The organism is Actinocorallia lasiicapitis, assembly GCF_054778695.1.
Window position 1 is genome coordinate 1 of sequence record NZ_BAAGZI010000119.1, and the last position, 14,970, is coordinate 14,970.

The window sequence follows — 14,970 nt, forward strand, 5'->3', positions numbered from 1 at the left end:
TGACGGCCGCCTAGCGCCTCGCCCGCAGCGGCGTGCACGTCAGCCTCTACGAGGCGAACGGCGGCCGGGTCGGCGGACGGTGCTGGACGGCGCGCGGCTTCGCGGGCGGCCAGACCGCCGAGCACGGCGGCGAGTTCATCGACACCCGCCACGTCCACCTGCGGCGGCTCGTCAGGGAGCTGGGCCTGAAGCTCGACGACGGGGAGAAGATCCCCGAATCCAAGGGCGAGCCGGTGCTCTACCTGCGCGGCAAGATCCGTGATCCGCGGGTGGTGTTCAAGGACCTGCCGACCGTCCTGAAACGGCTCGAACGCGACACGAAACGGATCGGCCCCTACACGTCCGCGAAGGCGGGGCCCGCCGCCCGCGCCTTCGACGGGCTGTCGGTCCGCGACTGGCTGGACCGGAACGTGCCGGGCGGCGCGGGCTCCCTGCTGCACACCGCGCTCGCCGACCAGATCACCGGTTTCTGGGGCGGCGACCCCGAGGATCTCAGCGCGATCAACCTGATCGAGCAGTTCACCGCGCCCTACGAGGGGGCCGACGAGCGGTGGCACGTCCGAGGCGGCAACGACCGGGTCCCGAACCTGCTCGCCCGCCGGCTGCCCAAGGGCGTGCTGCGGATGAACGCGCCGCTGACGGCCGTCCGCAGGAACGGCGCACGGTACGAACTGCGGTTCGGGCACTCGAGCCGACCGGTCTTCGCCGATCGGGTGATCTTCGCGCTGCCGTTCACCGCGCTCCGCCAGGTCGACCTGGACGGCTCCGGGCTCAGTGCCCGCAAACGCGACGTCATCGACAACCTCGGCATGGGCACCAACGCGAAACTGCTGCTCCAGTTCGACGACCGGTTCGCCGAGCACGGCTGGGACGGCACGTTCTCCAGCGACATTCCGCGCCTGGGAAGCTGGAGCAGCTCCGGCGGCCACCCCGCCAAGAAGGACCTGCTCACGATCTTCTCCGGCGGCGCGGCGGGCGCGAACTACCCGACCGCCCGGGCCCACGGCAAGGCGCCCGCCCACGTCGTCAAGGACGCGCTGCGGCTGATCGAGCGGCTGGTCCCGGGGATGAGCGCCGCCTACAACGGCCGCTCCTGGCTGGACTCCTGGGTCGACGACCCGTGGGCGCGCGGCTCCTATGCCACGTTCCGGCCGGGCCAGTACACCCGCTACTGGGGAGCCGCGGGCGACGCCGAAGGCTGCCTGCACTTCGCGGGCGAGCACACCTCGGTGCACAGCCAGGGCTACCTGAACGGCGGCGTCGAGTCCGGTGAGCGCGCCGCACGCGAAGTCCTGAAAGCCCTCGGCCGGTAGCGGTAGGGGACGAAAAGGGGCTCCTGCCGCGACGTTGCGGGGAGCCTCTTTCGGCACCTGGGATAGAACGTTCCAGGTGCGTCCTTCGACGCTAGGGGCGCGTGGTCAGCGCCTCTTCGTGGTCGCCGGGGCGGTGGTCGGGGACGAAACGGTAGCCGACGTTGCGGACGGTACCGATCAGCGACTCGTACTCGGCGCCCAGCTTGGCACGGAGCCGGCGGACGTGGACGTCCACCGTGCGGGTGCCGCCGAAGTAGTCGTAGCCCCAGACCTCTTGCAGGAGCTGAGCCCGGGTGAAGACACGGCCCGGATGCTGGGCCAGGTACTTCAGAAGCTCGAACTCCTTGAAGGTGAGGTCCAGTACACGTCCGCGCAGGCGCGCCGTGTACGTGGCCTCGTCGATGGTCAGATCCCCACTGCGGATCTCGCCGGGCTGATCGTCGGCTTCACCGGAGTTGCTGCGGCCGATGGCCAGCCGGAGCCGGGCCTCCACCTCAGCAGGCCCGCTCGCCTGCAGCAGGACGTCGTCCAGACCCCACTCGGGGGTGAGGGCGGCCAGGCCGCCCTCGGTGACGATCGCCAGCAGCGGGCAGTCGAGCCCGGTGGTGCGCAGCAGCCGGCACAGGCTCTTCGCCTGGACCAGATCGCGGCGCGCGTCGACGAGGATCGCGTCGGCGGGGGGCGCGTCGATCAACGCGGATGCCTCCGCGGGTGCGACGCGGATCGAGTGCAAGAGCAAACCCAGCGCTGGTAGAACCTCATCCGACGGTTCCAGTGCGTTGGTGAGCAACAGCAAGCTGCTCAACGGCCGCCTCCCTCTCTTGCCTTCGGGGTGAACTGCCCCAAAAAGACGTCAAGGACCCGGGGGCCTCGCTGCCCGGATCCTTCGCTTGAAGCTTATACGAGTGCCTCAATGGGGCAATGGCCGACGTACTGATTCATTACGCGCGATACATGAATGAGATCCTTGGACGATGGCCAACGGTGTGATCCGATACTGGGCGGCAGCCCGTTCCGCGGCGGGCGTCGCGGAAGAACCCTACGTCGCGGCGACCCTGGGCGAGGCGCTGCGGAACGCCCGGCAGGCAAGGGATTCCGAGTTCTCGCGGGTCCTGGAGCGCAGCTCTTTCCTGCTCGACGGGCAGCAGGTGGGGAACCGCCCCCATGACGCGGTGGAGTTGCCCGAAAACGGAGTGTTGGAAGTTCTCCCTCCCTTCGCCGGTGGCTGACATCACATGGAAAGGTAGGGATCCATGCGGAAGTTTCTGGTCGTCCTGCTCGTGCTGGTCGTCGTCGGGGTGGTGGGTGCGGACCGGTTCGCGAAGGCGCGCGCCGAGTCGGAGGTGGCGCGGCAGGTGGCCGCCCAGTACGCGCTCGACCGGGAGCCGGCGGTCGACATCGGCGGGTTCCCGTTCCTGACGCAGGCGCTCAGCGGCACCTACGACCAGATCGACGTGCAGATCGGCGACTACACGCAGCAGGGCGTCACCGTGCAGGACGTCCGGATCCGGTTGAGCGGGCTCAACGCGCCGCTCGCCGACCTGGTCAACGGGGACAAGAGCAATCTGCGGGCCCGTGAGGCGACGGCGTCCGCGGTGATCCCCTACTCCTACATCCAGCAACAAGTTGCTTCCCGCGGGGTGAGGAAGGTCTCGCGCGACGGCAATGACGTCCTCCTGGAAGGGACGTACGCGTTCCTCGGCCAGAACGCCGAGGTGGGCGTCGTGGTGTCGATCCGGCCCACCAAGGAGGGGATCGTGGTGACGCCGCAGTCCGTCCGGGCCGTCGGCGGGCTGATCCAGGTGCCGATCGGGCTGGTCCAGGAGCAGCTCAAGACCGTCATCCCGGTGACGGGCCTGCCGATGGGCTCGCGGATCACCAAGGTCGAGCCCACCGAGACCGGCCTGCGGATCACCGGCGAAGCCGACAACGTCCCGCTGAACGGCACCCTCGTCGTCCCCCGCTAGCTCTCGTTGACGGGCAGGAGCACCCCGTCCCTCTGACGTAACGTGGAGGGATGGCAGGAATGATCGTGGCGTTCGTCGTCCTGGCCGCCTCGACCGTCTTCGGGCTGGTCTGGCAGCGGCGGACCGGACGTCTCAAGGAACAGCACGTGACGCACACCTGGGATTTCGAGCTCGGCGAGCGGGCCACCCTCGTGCAGTTCTCCAGCGCCTTCTGCGCCCCCTGCCGCGCCACCAAACGCATTCTGGGCGAGGTGGCCGAAATGATCCCCGGAGTGGTCCACATCGAACTCGACGCCGAGTCCCGGCTCGATCTTGTTCGTGAGCTGAACATCCTGAAAACCCCCACCGTGCTGGTGCTCGACCCCGCCGGGACGATCGTGAACCGGGCCGCGGGGCAGCCTCGGAAAGCCGATGTCATCGCGGTTTTGGGACGCTCCATACCGGTGTGACCTGCGGGTATGACGGGAGTCACTGTCTCAAACCGCGAGACGGGAGGTGACATTCGGCGCGAACCCTCGTAACATCGTGGTCGTGCGTTACATGACAGAGCAGAAGCTGACGAAGCGACGGGCAGTCGATTACTGCCGCGTTTCGACCGCGCTCTGTCGCATGGCCTGAGAACAGCGCCGCTCTGTATTCATCGCGGAATACAGCCGCTGTAGCGGGGAGTTCAATTCCCTGCACCCCGCCTGGCAACGCACTTCCACTCCCTCTGGAGTAAACCGGCAATGAAAATCGACCCAAGAGGTCAGCGCTTTTCCGCTGCCCTGACGACGATCGTCCTGCTGGTGGTTCTCGCTACGGGGAGCTGGCCGGTGCTAGCCGCTCAGGCCGTGGTGTTCGCGATCGGAGCCTTCTTCGGACTGCGTCACCATCCGTACGGGCTGATCTACAGCCGCTTCGTACGGCCGCGCTTGAGCCCCCCAGGAGAGCTCGAAGACGAAGCCCCGCCGCGTTTCGCGCAGGGAGTCGGTCTCGGGTTCGCGCTGGTGGGCGTGGCCGGATACAGCCTGGGAATCGGCTGGCTGGGGATCACAGCCGCCGCCTTCGCCCTCGGGGCAGCCTTCCTGAACGCCGCGTTCGGGTTCTGCCTCGGCTGCGAAATGTTTCTGATCATCAAGCGTGTGACACCGAAGAAGTACAACCCCGAGGAGGTTCCACAATGAGCCGCAACGACGTTCTCGTCGACGCCGCCTGGGTCGAGGCCAACCTTGACGCCCCCGCCGTCGTTCTGGTCGAGGTGGACGAGGACGTGTCCGCCTACGACAAGGGCCACATCCGTGGCGCCGTGAAGATCGACTGGAAGACCGAGCTTCAGGACCCGGTCCGCCGCGACTTCGTCGACCAGGCCGGCTTCGAGCAGCTCCTGTCCGCCAAGGGCATCGCCAACGACGACCTGGTGATCCTGTACGGCGGCAACAACAACTGGTTCGCGGCCTACGCGTACTGGTACTTCAAGCTCTACGGCCACTCCAACGTCAAGCTCCTCGACGGCGGCCGCAAGAAGTGGGAGCTCGACTCCCGCGAGCTCGTGACCGACGTCCCCTCGCGTCCGGCCACCGACTACAAGGCGCAGGAGCAGGACCTGTCGATCCGCGCCTTCCGTGACGAGGTCGTCGAGGCCATCGCCAAGAAGAACCTGATCGACGTCCGCAGCCCCGACGAGTTCTCCGGCAAGCTGCTCGCCCCCGCCCACCTGCCGCAGGAGCAGGCGCAGCGCGCCGGCCACGTGCCGACCGCCCGTTCGATCCCGTGGTCGAAGGCCGCGAACGACGACGGCACCTTCAAGTCCGACGAGGAGCTCCGCGAGCTCTACACCGAGGCCGGCGTCGACCTGGACAAGGCGACCATCGCCTACTGCCGGATCGGCGAGCGCTCCTCGCACACCTGGTTCGCCCTGCACGAGCTGCTGGGTCTGTCCGACGTCAAGAACTACGACGGTTCCTGGACCGAGTACGGCTCGCTCGTGGGCGTGCCCGTCGAGCTCGGTCCCGCCAAGTAAATCCCGCCGCACATACCCAGCAAGAGGAGAAAAATCATGACTCAGGGATGCGCAGCGCCGGCGCAGACCGCGGCCCTGCCCGCCACCGTCGACCTCAACAACGAGGCCGTCATCCAGGGCACGGTCACCCGTGACAGCGCCCCGGTCTCGGGCGCCTACGCTCGGCTGCTCGACTCGACCGGTGAGTTCACCGCCGAGGTCGTGACCAGCGACGAGGGTGTCTTCCGGTTCTTCGCCGCCGACGGCGACTGGACGGTCCGCGTGCTCGCCCCCGGCGGGATCTCGACGGACTCCAGCATCAGCGCCAAGGTCGGCGAGATCGCCAGCCTCGAGGTCGCCATCTAAGCGGTGTGATCTCAAGCGAGGACCCCGTGATCTGCTCGGTCACGGGGTCCTTTGCTGTCTAAGATCTTCGGCTATGTCGGCTATCTCCCTTCCGGTGTCCGCTGCGCGGTTGAGCGGGCGGTACTTCGTGCCGTTGGCGCTCTGGTACACGGTCGGGCAGAGCGTCCGCTACGGCCTCCAATGGCTGGGTTTCGAGGTCGGGCTGAAGGCGTCGTGGCTGCCGTTGCTGCTGGTGAGCCTGATGGTCGTCACGCATCTCGCGGTGACGGTGGCGATGCTGCACAGCGTCAGGGAGGGGCTGCCGGCGATCTCCGAACGGGACGAGAGCGGCGCCCTGGCCTCCTGGGCCGTCGGGAACGACGAACCGCTGATCGACGCGTTGAGCCGGGCCGTCCTCCCGTTCATGATCTTCTATCTGGCGTGGGGCTGGTTCGGCCGCGACGCCCAGGACTTCCAGCAGGCCGTCACCTCGCGGGGCATCGCCGAAGGCGAGATGGGCGCGGCGATGAACGCGCTGCTGTCCATCCAGAAGCAGCTCTGGGTCGCGGTGCTGCTGGTCGTGGTGTTCTTCGCCGTCCGGGTGGCGATCGACCGGTGGCTGACCGAACCGCTGCCGCGAGTGTCGGCACTGGCCGGGGCGTTCTGCGAGTGCGCGTTCGCCCTGTACGGCGTGTTCACCATCGACGAGCTGCGCGGCAAGGGCGTCGACTGGCTGACCTCACGGGTGTTCTGGGACGCGCTGCCCGCCGAGCACCTCGGAACCGTGTGGGAGCACGTCAAGGAGCCGGTGCTCGGGTCGCTGCTCTGGCTGGTGATCGCGGGCGTCGTGCTGGGCGTGGACGCCGCCGACGAACGCGCCGTGTTCGGCACCGGACGGATGGGGGCGCGGCTCGCCCGCGGCGCGGGGCTGGGGGAGCGGCCCGCCGAAGGCGAACAGGAGCGGCGGACCCTGCGGGAGTTCCTGACCCGAGGGCTGCGCGACAAGTGGCTGCCCGCCTGGTACGGGATGCGGCTGATCGGCCGGGCCGGGCTGCTGCCGTTCGGCATGTTCGCGCTGCTCTACGTCGGCCTGGACGTCGTGGAGGACCTCACCAACCGGGCGATCTACGTGCTCGTCGGCCCCCGGGACATCGCGTGGTGGCTGCCCCGGCTCGACCTGATCGGCTACGGGACGGGCCTGCTGTTCCAGTTGCTCAGGATCGGGCTGCTGGCCGCCGCGTTCGACCTGGTCATCCAGCGCGTCAGCGAGCGAAACGCAGCACCGGAACCGGACCCGAACCCCCCGGGTCCTGCACCAGCAGCTCCAGCACAGCCGTATCAGCCCGCTCCCTGGGCAGCCCGGCCGTGACGGTGACGACGGTCGGCCGGCCCGGCGCGCCCTTCTTCCACACGTCACCGGCCGCCGACCACAGCGACGAGCCGCGCACCCGGTAGCGGACGCCGATCAGCCCGTCGCCCGCCGTCTGGTCGGCCGGGACGGCCAGCAGCCGGTAGACGACCCCCGACTCGGTGACCCGCTTGTCGGTGAGCGTCCAGGACGCGCCCGCGAAGTCCCCCCGATCGGTGACGGCCGTGACCCGCTCGGGACGGTCGATGGTCTGCTGGACCTGGCGGACATCGTCCCACCAGCGGACCTCGATCAGCACGACGGCCAGCAGCGCGAGCGCGCCGAGCTCCAGCGCCCGCCGCTTCGCGGGGTTCATCCGCGGGCGCAGGACGGGCAGATCCTCGCGGGTCTGGGCGGCCGGATGCATCACTCCACCTTCAGATCGATGTCGGCTTCGGGCGTGAGCTGGAGGAGCATCGAGGAGATCCCGACGACCAGATGCGCGCCCTTCACCCGCTCCGGCGGCACCTCGAACACGAGGTCCTCGGTCCGCCACAGTTCCGGTTCGAACGCTGTGACCAGCCCGGAGTCCGAGCGGTAGCGTTTGCCGCCGGATTCCAGCATGGCGCTGATCCGCCACGGCTCGCCGACGCCCTGACCGGCGATCCGCACCGTCACGTAGACGCCTTCGGCGCTGGTGAGCGTGGTGCCGAGGGAGTCCTTCGCGGTCCGTCCGGTCGTCACCTGGATCGCCTTCACCTTGAACGCGTCGGTGGTGATCTCGGCGCCGAGGACGCCGTCGGTGCGGATGGGGTCGGTGGTCGTCGCCTCGATCTGCGGGCCCGTCCGCCACACCGCGACGGCCCCGGCCAGCAGGAGGATTCCCGCGCCGGTGCTCAAGATCCGGTGGAGGCGTGAGTCGGCGCGCGCCTTGGGCGCGGCGATCTGCTCGATCATCGGACGGCCGCCTCCACGATCGCGACGGGCTGGTCGTTCTTCAGGTCGTCGGGGAACCAGTCGAAGGAGTCGTTGCTGAAGCCCTGCTGGTAAGTCCACTTGGCGAAGGCGAACCGGACGGTCGGCGGGCCGGGGCTGGGGAAGCCCCGCCAGGCGACGGTGACCTCGGCGGGCAGACCCGGCTGGAGGTACCGGGACGTGGCGTCGATCTCATCGGGTTCGGTGGGGCCGCCGTTCTTGGGCAGGGCGACGAAGGTCGTCTGGAACGCGGTCAGGAACGCCGACTCCGCGCCGGTGTTCTCCACGCGCAGCCGGACCGTGAGCTTGCCGTCGGCACCGGTGACCTGGAGGATCCTGGACTTGAAGCGGACCTGGTCGATGGTCGCGTCGGCGCTCGGAGTGGCGGGTGCGGTGGCCTTGAAGCCGCCGAGGACCGCGACGGCCGAGGTGAGCGCCACGACCGTCGTCCCCACAGCGAACGGGACAATCAGTCGGTTTCTGGGCGGCACTTCGGTAGTTTCCGGCTGCATTGGATGATCGTAGTAATAAGGTGCCAGGTTATGGCCAACTGGACGCCTCATCCGCAACACCCCGATCAGCAGTATTTCGGGGGGTCCGGTCAGCCTGACCTTCTCCAGCCGCCGTACGAGCCCGTCTCGCCGTTCGTCCGGCCCCCGCTGCCGCCGCGCCGCCGCCGCCGGGTGTATTCGAACATGGCCGTCTTCGGGCTGGTCTTCCTGCTGCTCGCCGGTGCCGTGGGCGCCGTCGGGTACAAGGTGATGAAGCAGTCGAAGAACCAGATCACCCTGCCCGGTTTCGCCTTCCCCAAGGACGAGCCGCAGCCGACCCCGACGATCCGGCCGCACAAACGCGTCCGGACCGTCGTGCCCGACCTGTTCAGGGACAGATACGTCCGGACGGCCTACGACGACTCGTTCGTGCGGGTGAAGCGCACCGCCGGGGTCTGCAAGACACAGGGCGGCAAGGCGTTCGTGAAGATGCTGGCGGCCCACCCGTGCGTCGGCAAGTACCGGGCCGCCGCCTACGTGGCCAAGAAGCGGACCGCGATCGTCACGGTCGTGGTGATGCCGTTCCGGACCGCCGCCGAAGCCGCCGCCGTCAAGAAACTGGGCCTCTACCCCTACCTCCTCGACCCCGGGCCCGCCCCCGGCGTCCCGTCGATCAAGGGCAGGACCGTCAACACGTGGGGCGGCATCTACGTCAACGGCAACCTCGCGGTCTTCGCGATGGCCCACCGCCTCGACGGCGGCAAACGCGACCCCTCGGGCCTCGTCCAGAGCGCCGCCGTGCACCTGGGCGAAGAGTTCTTCGGCCTCCTCAACTGGTGACCCGCGCGATGAGGGCGCTCGCCGTGCTCGTCCTGTCGGCGGCGTCGCTCGCGCCGGCCGTTCCGGCTCGGGCCGCGCCCGGTTGCCGGTTGGAGCCGGGACGGCCCGAGGTGACGGGGGAGCCGTGGGCGCAGCAGGTGCTGAGCGTCGCGGCGGCGCACCGGGTCTCGACGGGGCGCGGGGTGGTCGTCGCCGTCGTGGACAGCGGGGTCGATTTCCGCCATCCGCAGCTCAAGGGCGCGGCGGCGGGAGCGGCGATCGATCTGACGAAGACCGGTGACGCCGACTGCGCGGGCCACGGGACGGGCGTCGCCGGGATCATCGCGGCGCGGTCCCTTCCGAAGGTGCCGTTCGTCGGGGTCGCGCCGGACGCACGACTCCTGTCGGTGAAGATCGCGGATCGGGATCAGGGCAACTCCGACAAACGGCTGGCGTTGGGGATCGTGGCGGCTGTCCGGCGCGGCGCGAAGGTCATCAACGTGTCCGCGCAGACTCCTTATGACACGCCGTCGTTGAAGCAGGCCGTCGCGTACGCGCTCCGGCAGGACGTCGTCGTGGTGGCCGCGGCGGGCAACGTCGATCCCGAGGACACCGGCAAGGCGAGGCCCGTCTACCCGGCCCAGTATCCGGGTGTCCTGTCCGTCACGGCCGTGGCGAGCGACCGGAAGATCACCGAGTTCGCCGATCCCGCCACCCGGGTCTCCGTGGCGGCCCCCGGCGAGGCCATCGTCTCGACATGGCCGGGCGGCGGCTGGAACTTCGACTACCAGGGCACCAGCTTCGCCGCCCCGTTCGTCTCCGGCGTCGCCGCCCTCATCCGCTCCGCCCACCCCGCCCTCACCGCACCCGAGGTCGCCCGCCGGATCGAGACGACGACCACCTCCCCCGGCCTCATCGACCCCCTCCAGGCCGTCACCGCGATCCTCCCCGCACCCCCGGTCTCCGCTACCCCCCGCGACGTCGCCCTCCCCTCCCCACCCCCACCGAACACCCGAACCCGCACCATCGCTCTGACGATCACCGCCACCGCCCTCGGCGGCACCCTGCTCGCCCTGGCCCTGGCCGTAGCCCTCCCCCGAGGCCGCACCCGCCACTGGCGCGCCCCCTCCCGCTGACCGGCCGGGTCACCATTCCGGGCGTCGGCGCTTTCGGCCTACGCGTTCGGCGGTGGTTCCCCGCTTAGCGGTTCGTCCGGGCGGCGGGGGCAGGGAGAGGTCCGTGGGCTGGCGGAGTGTTCGGGGTGGGTTTTGAGGCGGCGTCGTCGGTGGGGAGGAGGTGCGGGGGTGGCGGCGGCACAGATCGTCATATTGCGGGGTCAGGGGGTGGGGCGGAGGGCGGTTTGGATGAGGCGGGGGCCGGATTTGCGGTCGAGGAAGGTGCCGCGGCCCGGGGGGAGGGGGGTGGGGCGGAGGTTGCCGAGGATGACGCCCTCGTCGCGGTTGCCCGACAGGAGCAGGCCGGGGGAGGACATTTCGCGGAGGCGTTGGATGACGGGATCGTAGGTGGCCCGCCCGGCGCCGCCCGCGGAGCGCGCCAGGATGACGTGCAGCCCGATGTCCCTGGCCTGCGGCAGCAGATCGACCAGCGGCGACAGCGGTGAGGACGACGTCGCGACGAGCTCATAGTCGTCGATGACGAGATACAGGTCCGACCCCTTCCACCAGGAGCGGGAGCGGAGCTGGTCGGGGGTGAGGTCGGACGGCGGGAGCCGTTTGGCGAGCGCGTGCTGGATCCCGCCGACCAGCGACTCGGCGGCGGCCGACGACGCCGCGTACCCGACCTGGTGTTCGGTCTCGGCCACTTCGAGGAGCGAGCGCCGGTAGTCGAGGAAGATGATGCGGGCCTCGTCGGGGGTGTGGCGGGCCACGATCCCCTCGACGATCAGCCGGAGCAGGTTGGATTTGCCGGATTCGGTGTCGCCGAACATCAGGAAGTGCGGGTCGGCCGCGAAGTCGAGCAGGACGGGGGCGAGCGCCGTCTCGTCGATGCCGATCGGGATCCGCGCGCCCGTGTCTCCGGGCAGTTCGCTGACCTGCAGCCGGTCGGGCAGCAGCCGGACGCGCGGTGCGGGCGCCGACCGCCACGCCCCGGCGAGGGTCGTGACGAGCGCGGCGACGCCTTCGGTCAGCTCGTCGCCGTCCTGGACGCCGTCGAGCCGCGGCAGCGCCGTCAGGAAGTGCAGCCCGTCCCTGGTCAGCCCGCGTCCCGGTGTCCCTTCGGGGACGTTCGCGGCCCGTTTGCGGTCGACGTCCGATTCATACGGGTCGCCGAGCCGCAGTTCCAGCTTGGTGCCGAACAGGTCGCGCACCGACATCCGGAACTCCGACCATTTGTGGGTCGCGGCCACCACGTGCACCCCGTAGCCGAGCCCGCGCGCGGCCAGTTCGGTGACGGTGCTCTCCAGCTCTTCGAAGTCCTGCCGGAGCGTCAGCCAGCCGTCGACGACGAGGAAGACGTCGCCGAACGGGTCGCCGAGGTGGCCGGGGTCGGCGGCGCGCCGTCTGCGGTACCCCTCCATCGAGTCGACGCCCAGTTCCGCGAATCGCCGTTCCCGTGCTTCGAGCACGGCGCTCACCTCGGCGACGGTCCGCCGCACCCGGTCCCCGTCGAGCCGGGAGGCGACCCCGCCGACGTGCGGCAGCCCGGCGAGCTGCGCGAGGGTCCCGCCGCCGAAGTCGAGGCAGTAGAACTGCACCTCGCGCGGGGTGTGTCCGAGTGCGAGCGAGCAGATCAGGGTGCGGAGCGCGGTCGATTTCCCGCTCCGCGGCCCACCGGCGATCCCGACATGTCCGGCGGCTCCGGCGAGGTCGAGCCAGAACGGGTCGCGGCGCTGCTCGAACGGCTTGTCCACGATCCCGACGACGGCCTGCAGCCCGCCCCTGCCCTGCGGCGGGAACAGCTCGTCGAGGGTGGGCGGTGCGGCGAGCGGCGGCAGCCAGATCCGGTGGGCGGCGGGCCCGTGCCCGCGGAGCTGCGCGACGACCGTGTCGAACAGGGTCGCGCGTGTCTCCTGCCGGGTCTCCTGCGGGACGGGCGGCGCCGTCTCCTCGACGCTCGGCGCCACGTACTCGGTCGTGTACTCGACGATCCGGTGCTGCCCGCGCCCGAGCCCGGGTTCGTCGGGGGCGGCGGCGTCCTCGTCGATCGGCCCGGACACGTAGGCGGCCCGGAACCTGGTCATCTGCTCGGTCCCGACCTTGACGTAGCCGTGCCCCGGCGCCTGCGGCAGTTCGTAGGCGTCCGGGACGCCCAGCACGACCCGCGATTCCATCGCCGAGAAGGTCCGCAGCCCGATCCGGTACGACAGATGGGTGTCGAGGCCGCGCAGCTTGCCCTCTTCGAGCCGTTGCGACGCCAGCAGCAGATGCACGCCGAGTGACCGTCCGAGCCGTCCGATCATCACGAACAGCTCGGCGAACTCGGGTTTCGCCGACAGCAGTTCGCTGAACTCGTCGAGCACGAGGAACAGGGTCGGCAGCGGCGCGAGGTTCGCGCCCCGTTCGCGCGCCTCCTCGTAGTCGCGGAGCGAGGCGTGGTTCCCGGCGGCGCGCAGCAGCTCCTGGCGGCGGACCATCTCGCCGTGGAGCGCGTCGTACATCCGGTCGACCAGCGGGAGCTCGTCCTCCAGGTTGGTGATGACGGCCGACACGTGCCGCAGCCCGTCCATGCCGAGGAAGGTCGCGCCGCCCTTGAAGTCGACGAGGACGAAGTTAAGTGTTTCCGACGAATGGGTCATCGCGAGCCCGAGCACGAGGGTCCGGAGGAACTCGGACTTACCGGCGCCGGTCGCGCCGATGCAGAGCCCGTGCGGCCCGTAGCCGCCCTGCGCGGATTCCTTGATGTCGAGTTCGACGGGCCTTCCCGCCGGGTCGACGCCGACCGGCACCCGCAGCCTGCTGCGCGGCGGCCGGGGACGCCATGCCGCGGCGACGTCGAGGCGGCGCGGATCGGCGATCCCGAACAGCCCGGCCAGGGTGGTCGGCCCGGCGAGCGCGTCGTCGGCGATCTCTTCGGCGGCGCTGGCGCGCAGCGGGGTGAGCTGCCGCGCGAACGCCTCCGCCTGGACGATCGGGACGGTGTCGGGCACGCCGAGCCTGGTCGCGGTCTCCTTGCCGGCATGATCGCGGGTGAGCAGCGCGACCTGCCGGGGCGCGACCCGCAGCCGCAGCGTCAGATCGTCGGAGATCGGCGGCAGCGCGCCGTCGAGGTCGAGCACGGTGACGCCGTCGATGCCCTCGGCGAGCTGCGAGTCCTGGTCGGCCCGCACCCCGTCGACGATCACCACGTGGTAGGGGAGCGCGTCGGGGGAGACCCCTTTGCTGAACCGGGGCCGGTTCCTGATGTCGAGCAGTTTCTCCAGGTCGGACAGGTCGCGGGCGACCAGCCGCACCGGCCCCGCCGCGTCCTGCTCGGACGGGTGGAGCGCGTGCGGCAGCCACTTCAGCCACTCCCACTCCGCTCGCCTCCCGGGCGCGGCGCACACCGAGATCCGCACGTCGTCGGGGGTGTGGAAGGCCGCGAGATGCAGGGCGACGGCCCGTGCCAGCCCGCGCACCGCCGCCGGATCCCCCGCCGGGACGACCCGCGCGAACGACCGCAGCGCCACCCCGATCGGCAGGTCCTGGACGGTCGAGTGGGTGCGGGTGAACCGGCTGAGCGCTCCGGCCGTCATCGGTTCGAGGTCTTCGACCGGTTTGGTCTCCGGGGCGACCAGTTCGAGGGCGAGCCGCTGCGGGCCGCGCGCGATCCGCACGTTGACGAAGTCGTCGTCGGAGGGCCGCCGCTCCCAGAGCCGGTCGCTGAGCACGAGGGTCGGCAGGGTCGCCGGGTCGGGGCTGGACCATTCGAGCGCTTCGCGCTGCTCCTTGGCAGCGCTCCGCACGCGCGCCCGAACCTGCCCCAGATACCGCAGGTAGTCGCGCCGTTCGGCGTTGAGTTTCGCTTTCCGCTCGCCGGCGCCCTGGCCGATCTGGCCGAGCATCATCCCGCTCATCGACAGGGCGAACAGTCCGCTCGTCACCCAGGTCAGCGGGGACGATCCGGGCTGCGCGACCATGAAGACCATCGACCCGGATCCGGCGAGCATCGGCAGGTACATCATCGCCTGGCGGCCGCCGTCGGAGATGTGTTCGGGGACTTCGGGCGGTGATTCCAGCAGAATCTCCCCCCGAGGCATTTGAGGGGGCTTGCGGCGTTCTCTCCGGCGAACGAGCTCGGTACTCAAATTTCCCCTCAATGGCCGCATTTGGTAGAAATCAGCATCCTAGGGCTACGCCGACGGAGGGAACCGGGTGGATCTGTGCAGGATCACGGTCGCGGGGCCGGAACGCAGAATCGACCTCTCTTTGCCCTCTGACGTTCCGTTCGGTTCGCTTCTGCCCGTTCTGTTGCGCCATTCCGGAGCCGATCTCGCCAACGAGGGGCTCGCGCACGGCGGCTGGGTGCTGCAACGGCTCGACGAGGCGCCGTTCGACCTGGGTGCTTCGCCAGGCCAGGCCGGGGTCCGCGACGGCGAGGTGCTCTACCTGCGGCCCCGCACGGCGCAGCTCCCCGAACTGGCTTTTGACGACGTCCCCGACGTGATCGCCACGGCCGTCCGGGAGCGCCCCGACCGGTGGAGTCCCGCGCTGACCAGGCGGGCCGGGCTCGGCGTCGGGGTGCTGGCGTGCGCGGTGACCGTCCTGCTGCTGGTGCTGCGCGGCGGCGGTGA

General features: G+C 70.1%; 16 protein-coding genes and 1 pseudogene. 12 read left to right on the forward strand and 5 right to left on the reverse strand.

Features of this window, described 5'->3' with window-relative positions; genetic code table 11:
* Positions 1-26: 26 nt before the first annotated feature.
* Positions 27-1,313: pseudogene (locus tag ACYVE7_RS15655) on the forward strand (flavin monoamine oxidase family protein); the annotation flags it as partial.
* Between the two features lie 91 nt (positions 1,314-1,404).
* Here the strand turns inward: ACYVE7_RS15655 and ACYVE7_RS15660 are convergent.
* Positions 1,405-2,118, reverse strand: coding sequence for a winged helix-turn-helix transcriptional regulator (locus tag ACYVE7_RS15660; RefSeq protein ID WP_460365423.1), 714 nt, complete (start codon positions 2,116-2,118; stop codon positions 1,405-1,407).
* 169 nt (positions 2,119-2,287) lie between these two features.
* On the opposite strand from ACYVE7_RS15660, the gene ACYVE7_RS15665 reads away from it, so the two are divergent.
* The 8 genes from ACYVE7_RS15665 (at position 2,288) to ACYVE7_RS15700 (ending at position 6,975) form a co-directional block, all read left to right on the forward strand.
* Complete coding sequence (locus ACYVE7_RS15665; RefSeq protein WP_460365424.1) at positions 2,288-2,542, forward strand: ubiquitin family protein; 255 nt, start codon at positions 2,288-2,290, stop codon at positions 2,540-2,542.
* Positions 2,543-2,566: 24 nt separating this feature from the next.
* Positions 2,567-3,280, forward strand: coding sequence for an LmeA family phospholipid-binding protein (locus tag ACYVE7_RS15670; protein ID WP_460365425.1), 714 nt, complete (start codon positions 2,567-2,569; stop codon positions 3,278-3,280).
* A 50-nt stretch (positions 3,281-3,330) separates the two neighbouring features.
* Positions 3,331-3,729: a TlpA family protein disulfide reductase gene (locus ACYVE7_RS15675; protein WP_460365426.1), complete on the forward strand. Its 399-nt coding sequence runs from the start codon at positions 3,331-3,333 to the stop codon at positions 3,727-3,729.
* Positions 3,730-3,820: 91 nt separating this feature from the next.
* On the forward strand, positions 3,821-3,898 hold the full coding sequence (locus ACYVE7_RS15680) for a putative leader peptide (protein ID WP_460365438.1): 78 nt from the start codon (positions 3,821-3,823) through the stop codon (positions 3,896-3,898).
* A 110-nt stretch (positions 3,899-4,008) separates the two neighbouring features.
* On the forward strand, positions 4,009-4,446 hold the full coding sequence (locus ACYVE7_RS15685) for a DUF4395 domain-containing protein (protein ID WP_460365427.1): 438 nt from the start codon (positions 4,009-4,011) through the stop codon (positions 4,444-4,446).
* On the forward strand, positions 4,443-5,282 hold the full coding sequence (locus ACYVE7_RS15690; RefSeq protein ID WP_460365428.1) for a sulfurtransferase: 840 nt from the start codon (positions 4,443-4,445) through the stop codon (positions 5,280-5,282). The genes ACYVE7_RS15685 and ACYVE7_RS15690 overlap by 4 nt, the downstream gene beginning before the upstream one ends.
* Positions 5,283-5,318: 36 nt before the next feature.
* Positions 5,319-5,627, forward strand: a complete 309-nt coding sequence (locus ACYVE7_RS15695; protein ID WP_460365429.1) for a DUF1416 domain-containing protein — start codon at positions 5,319-5,321, stop codon at positions 5,625-5,627.
* A gap of 109 nt (positions 5,628-5,736) precedes the next feature.
* Positions 5,737-6,975 (forward strand): hypothetical protein, encoded by a 1,239-nt coding sequence (locus ACYVE7_RS15700; RefSeq protein WP_460365430.1) that lies wholly within the window; start codon positions 5,737-5,739, stop codon positions 6,973-6,975.
* Here ACYVE7_RS15700 and ACYVE7_RS15705 read toward each other — a convergent pair.
* From ACYVE7_RS15705 to ACYVE7_RS15715, 3 genes are read right to left on the reverse strand one after another with little or no spacing between them, the layout of a single operon-like run.
* Entirely contained in the window at positions 6,869-7,381 is a 513-nt protein-coding gene (locus tag ACYVE7_RS15705; protein WP_460365431.1) for a hypothetical protein, read from the reverse strand. The genes ACYVE7_RS15700 and ACYVE7_RS15705 overlap by 107 nt on opposite strands.
* Positions 7,381-7,911, reverse strand: a complete 531-nt coding sequence (locus ACYVE7_RS15710; protein ID WP_460365432.1) for a hypothetical protein — start codon at positions 7,909-7,911, stop codon at positions 7,381-7,383. Before ACYVE7_RS15710 ends, ACYVE7_RS15705 begins: the two co-directional genes overlap by 1 nt.
* Entirely contained in the window at positions 7,908-8,441 is a 534-nt protein-coding gene (locus ACYVE7_RS15715; protein ID WP_460365433.1) for a hypothetical protein, read from the reverse strand. The genes ACYVE7_RS15710 and ACYVE7_RS15715 overlap by 4 nt, the downstream gene beginning before the upstream one ends.
* 30 nt (positions 8,442-8,471) lie before the next feature.
* Between ACYVE7_RS15715 and ACYVE7_RS15720 the strand changes: the two genes are divergently transcribed.
* Together ACYVE7_RS15720 and ACYVE7_RS15725 are read left to right on the forward strand one after the other, a co-directional pair.
* On the forward strand, positions 8,472-9,260 hold the full coding sequence (locus ACYVE7_RS15720; protein ID WP_460365434.1) for a hypothetical protein: 789 nt from the start codon (positions 8,472-8,474) through the stop codon (positions 9,258-9,260).
* Positions 9,257-10,375: a S8 family serine peptidase gene (locus ACYVE7_RS15725; protein WP_460365435.1), complete on the forward strand. Its 1,119-nt coding sequence runs from the start codon at positions 9,257-9,259 to the stop codon at positions 10,373-10,375. The genes ACYVE7_RS15720 and ACYVE7_RS15725 overlap by 4 nt, the downstream gene beginning before the upstream one ends.
* Before the next feature lie 200 nt (positions 10,376-10,575).
* Here ACYVE7_RS15725 and eccCa read toward each other — a convergent pair whose 3' ends face one another.
* A complete protein-coding gene (gene eccCa / locus ACYVE7_RS15730) occupies positions 10,576-14,436 on the reverse strand; it encodes a type VII secretion protein EccCa (RefSeq protein WP_460365436.1) in 3,861 nt (1,286 codons plus the stop codon).
* Positions 14,437-14,551: 115 nt separating this feature from the next.
* Here eccCa and ACYVE7_RS15735 point away from each other — a divergent pair.
* Positions 14,552-14,970: EsaB/YukD family protein (locus tag ACYVE7_RS15735; protein WP_460365437.1), on the forward strand; the 419-nt coding region annotated here is incomplete at its 3' end.

Excerpts from the sequence above, each read along its gene's own strand:
- ACYVE7_RS15665 (WP_460365424.1), top strand. The coding sequence starts at position 2,288 with ATGGCCAACGGTGTGATCCGATACTGGGCGGCAGCCCGTTCCGCGGCG.
- ACYVE7_RS15670 (WP_460365425.1), top strand. The coding sequence starts at position 2,567 with ATGCGGAAGTTTCTGGTCGTCCTGCTCGTGCTGGTCGTCGTCGGGGTG.
- ACYVE7_RS15675 (WP_460365426.1), top strand. The coding sequence starts at position 3,331 with ATGGCAGGAATGATCGTGGCGTTCGTCGTCCTGGCCGCCTCGACCGTC.
- ACYVE7_RS15680 (WP_460365438.1), top strand. The coding sequence starts at position 3,821 with ATGACAGAGCAGAAGCTGACGAAGCGACGGGCAGTCGATTACTGCCGC.
- ACYVE7_RS15685 (WP_460365427.1), top strand. The coding sequence starts at position 4,009 with ATGAAAATCGACCCAAGAGGTCAGCGCTTTTCCGCTGCCCTGACGACG.
- ACYVE7_RS15690 (WP_460365428.1), top strand. The coding sequence starts at position 4,443 with ATGAGCCGCAACGACGTTCTCGTCGACGCCGCCTGGGTCGAGGCCAAC.
- ACYVE7_RS15695 (WP_460365429.1), top strand. The coding sequence starts at position 5,319 with ATGACTCAGGGATGCGCAGCGCCGGCGCAGACCGCGGCCCTGCCCGCC.
- ACYVE7_RS15705 (WP_460365431.1), bottom strand. The coding sequence starts at position 7,381 with ATGCATCCGGCCGCCCAGACCCGCGAGGATCTGCCCGTCCTGCGCCCG.
- ACYVE7_RS15710 (WP_460365432.1), bottom strand. The coding sequence starts at position 7,911 with ATGATCGAGCAGATCGCCGCGCCCAAGGCGCGCGCCGACTCACGCCTC.
- ACYVE7_RS15715 (WP_460365433.1), bottom strand. The coding sequence starts at position 8,441 with ATGCAGCCGGAAACTACCGAAGTGCCGCCCAGAAACCGACTGATTGTC.
- ACYVE7_RS15720 (WP_460365434.1), top strand. The coding sequence starts at position 8,472 with ATGGCCAACTGGACGCCTCATCCGCAACACCCCGATCAGCAGTATTTC.
- eccCa (WP_460365436.1), bottom strand. The coding sequence starts at position 14,436 with ATGCCTCGGGGGGAGATTCTGCTGGAATCACCGCCCGAAGTCCCCGAA.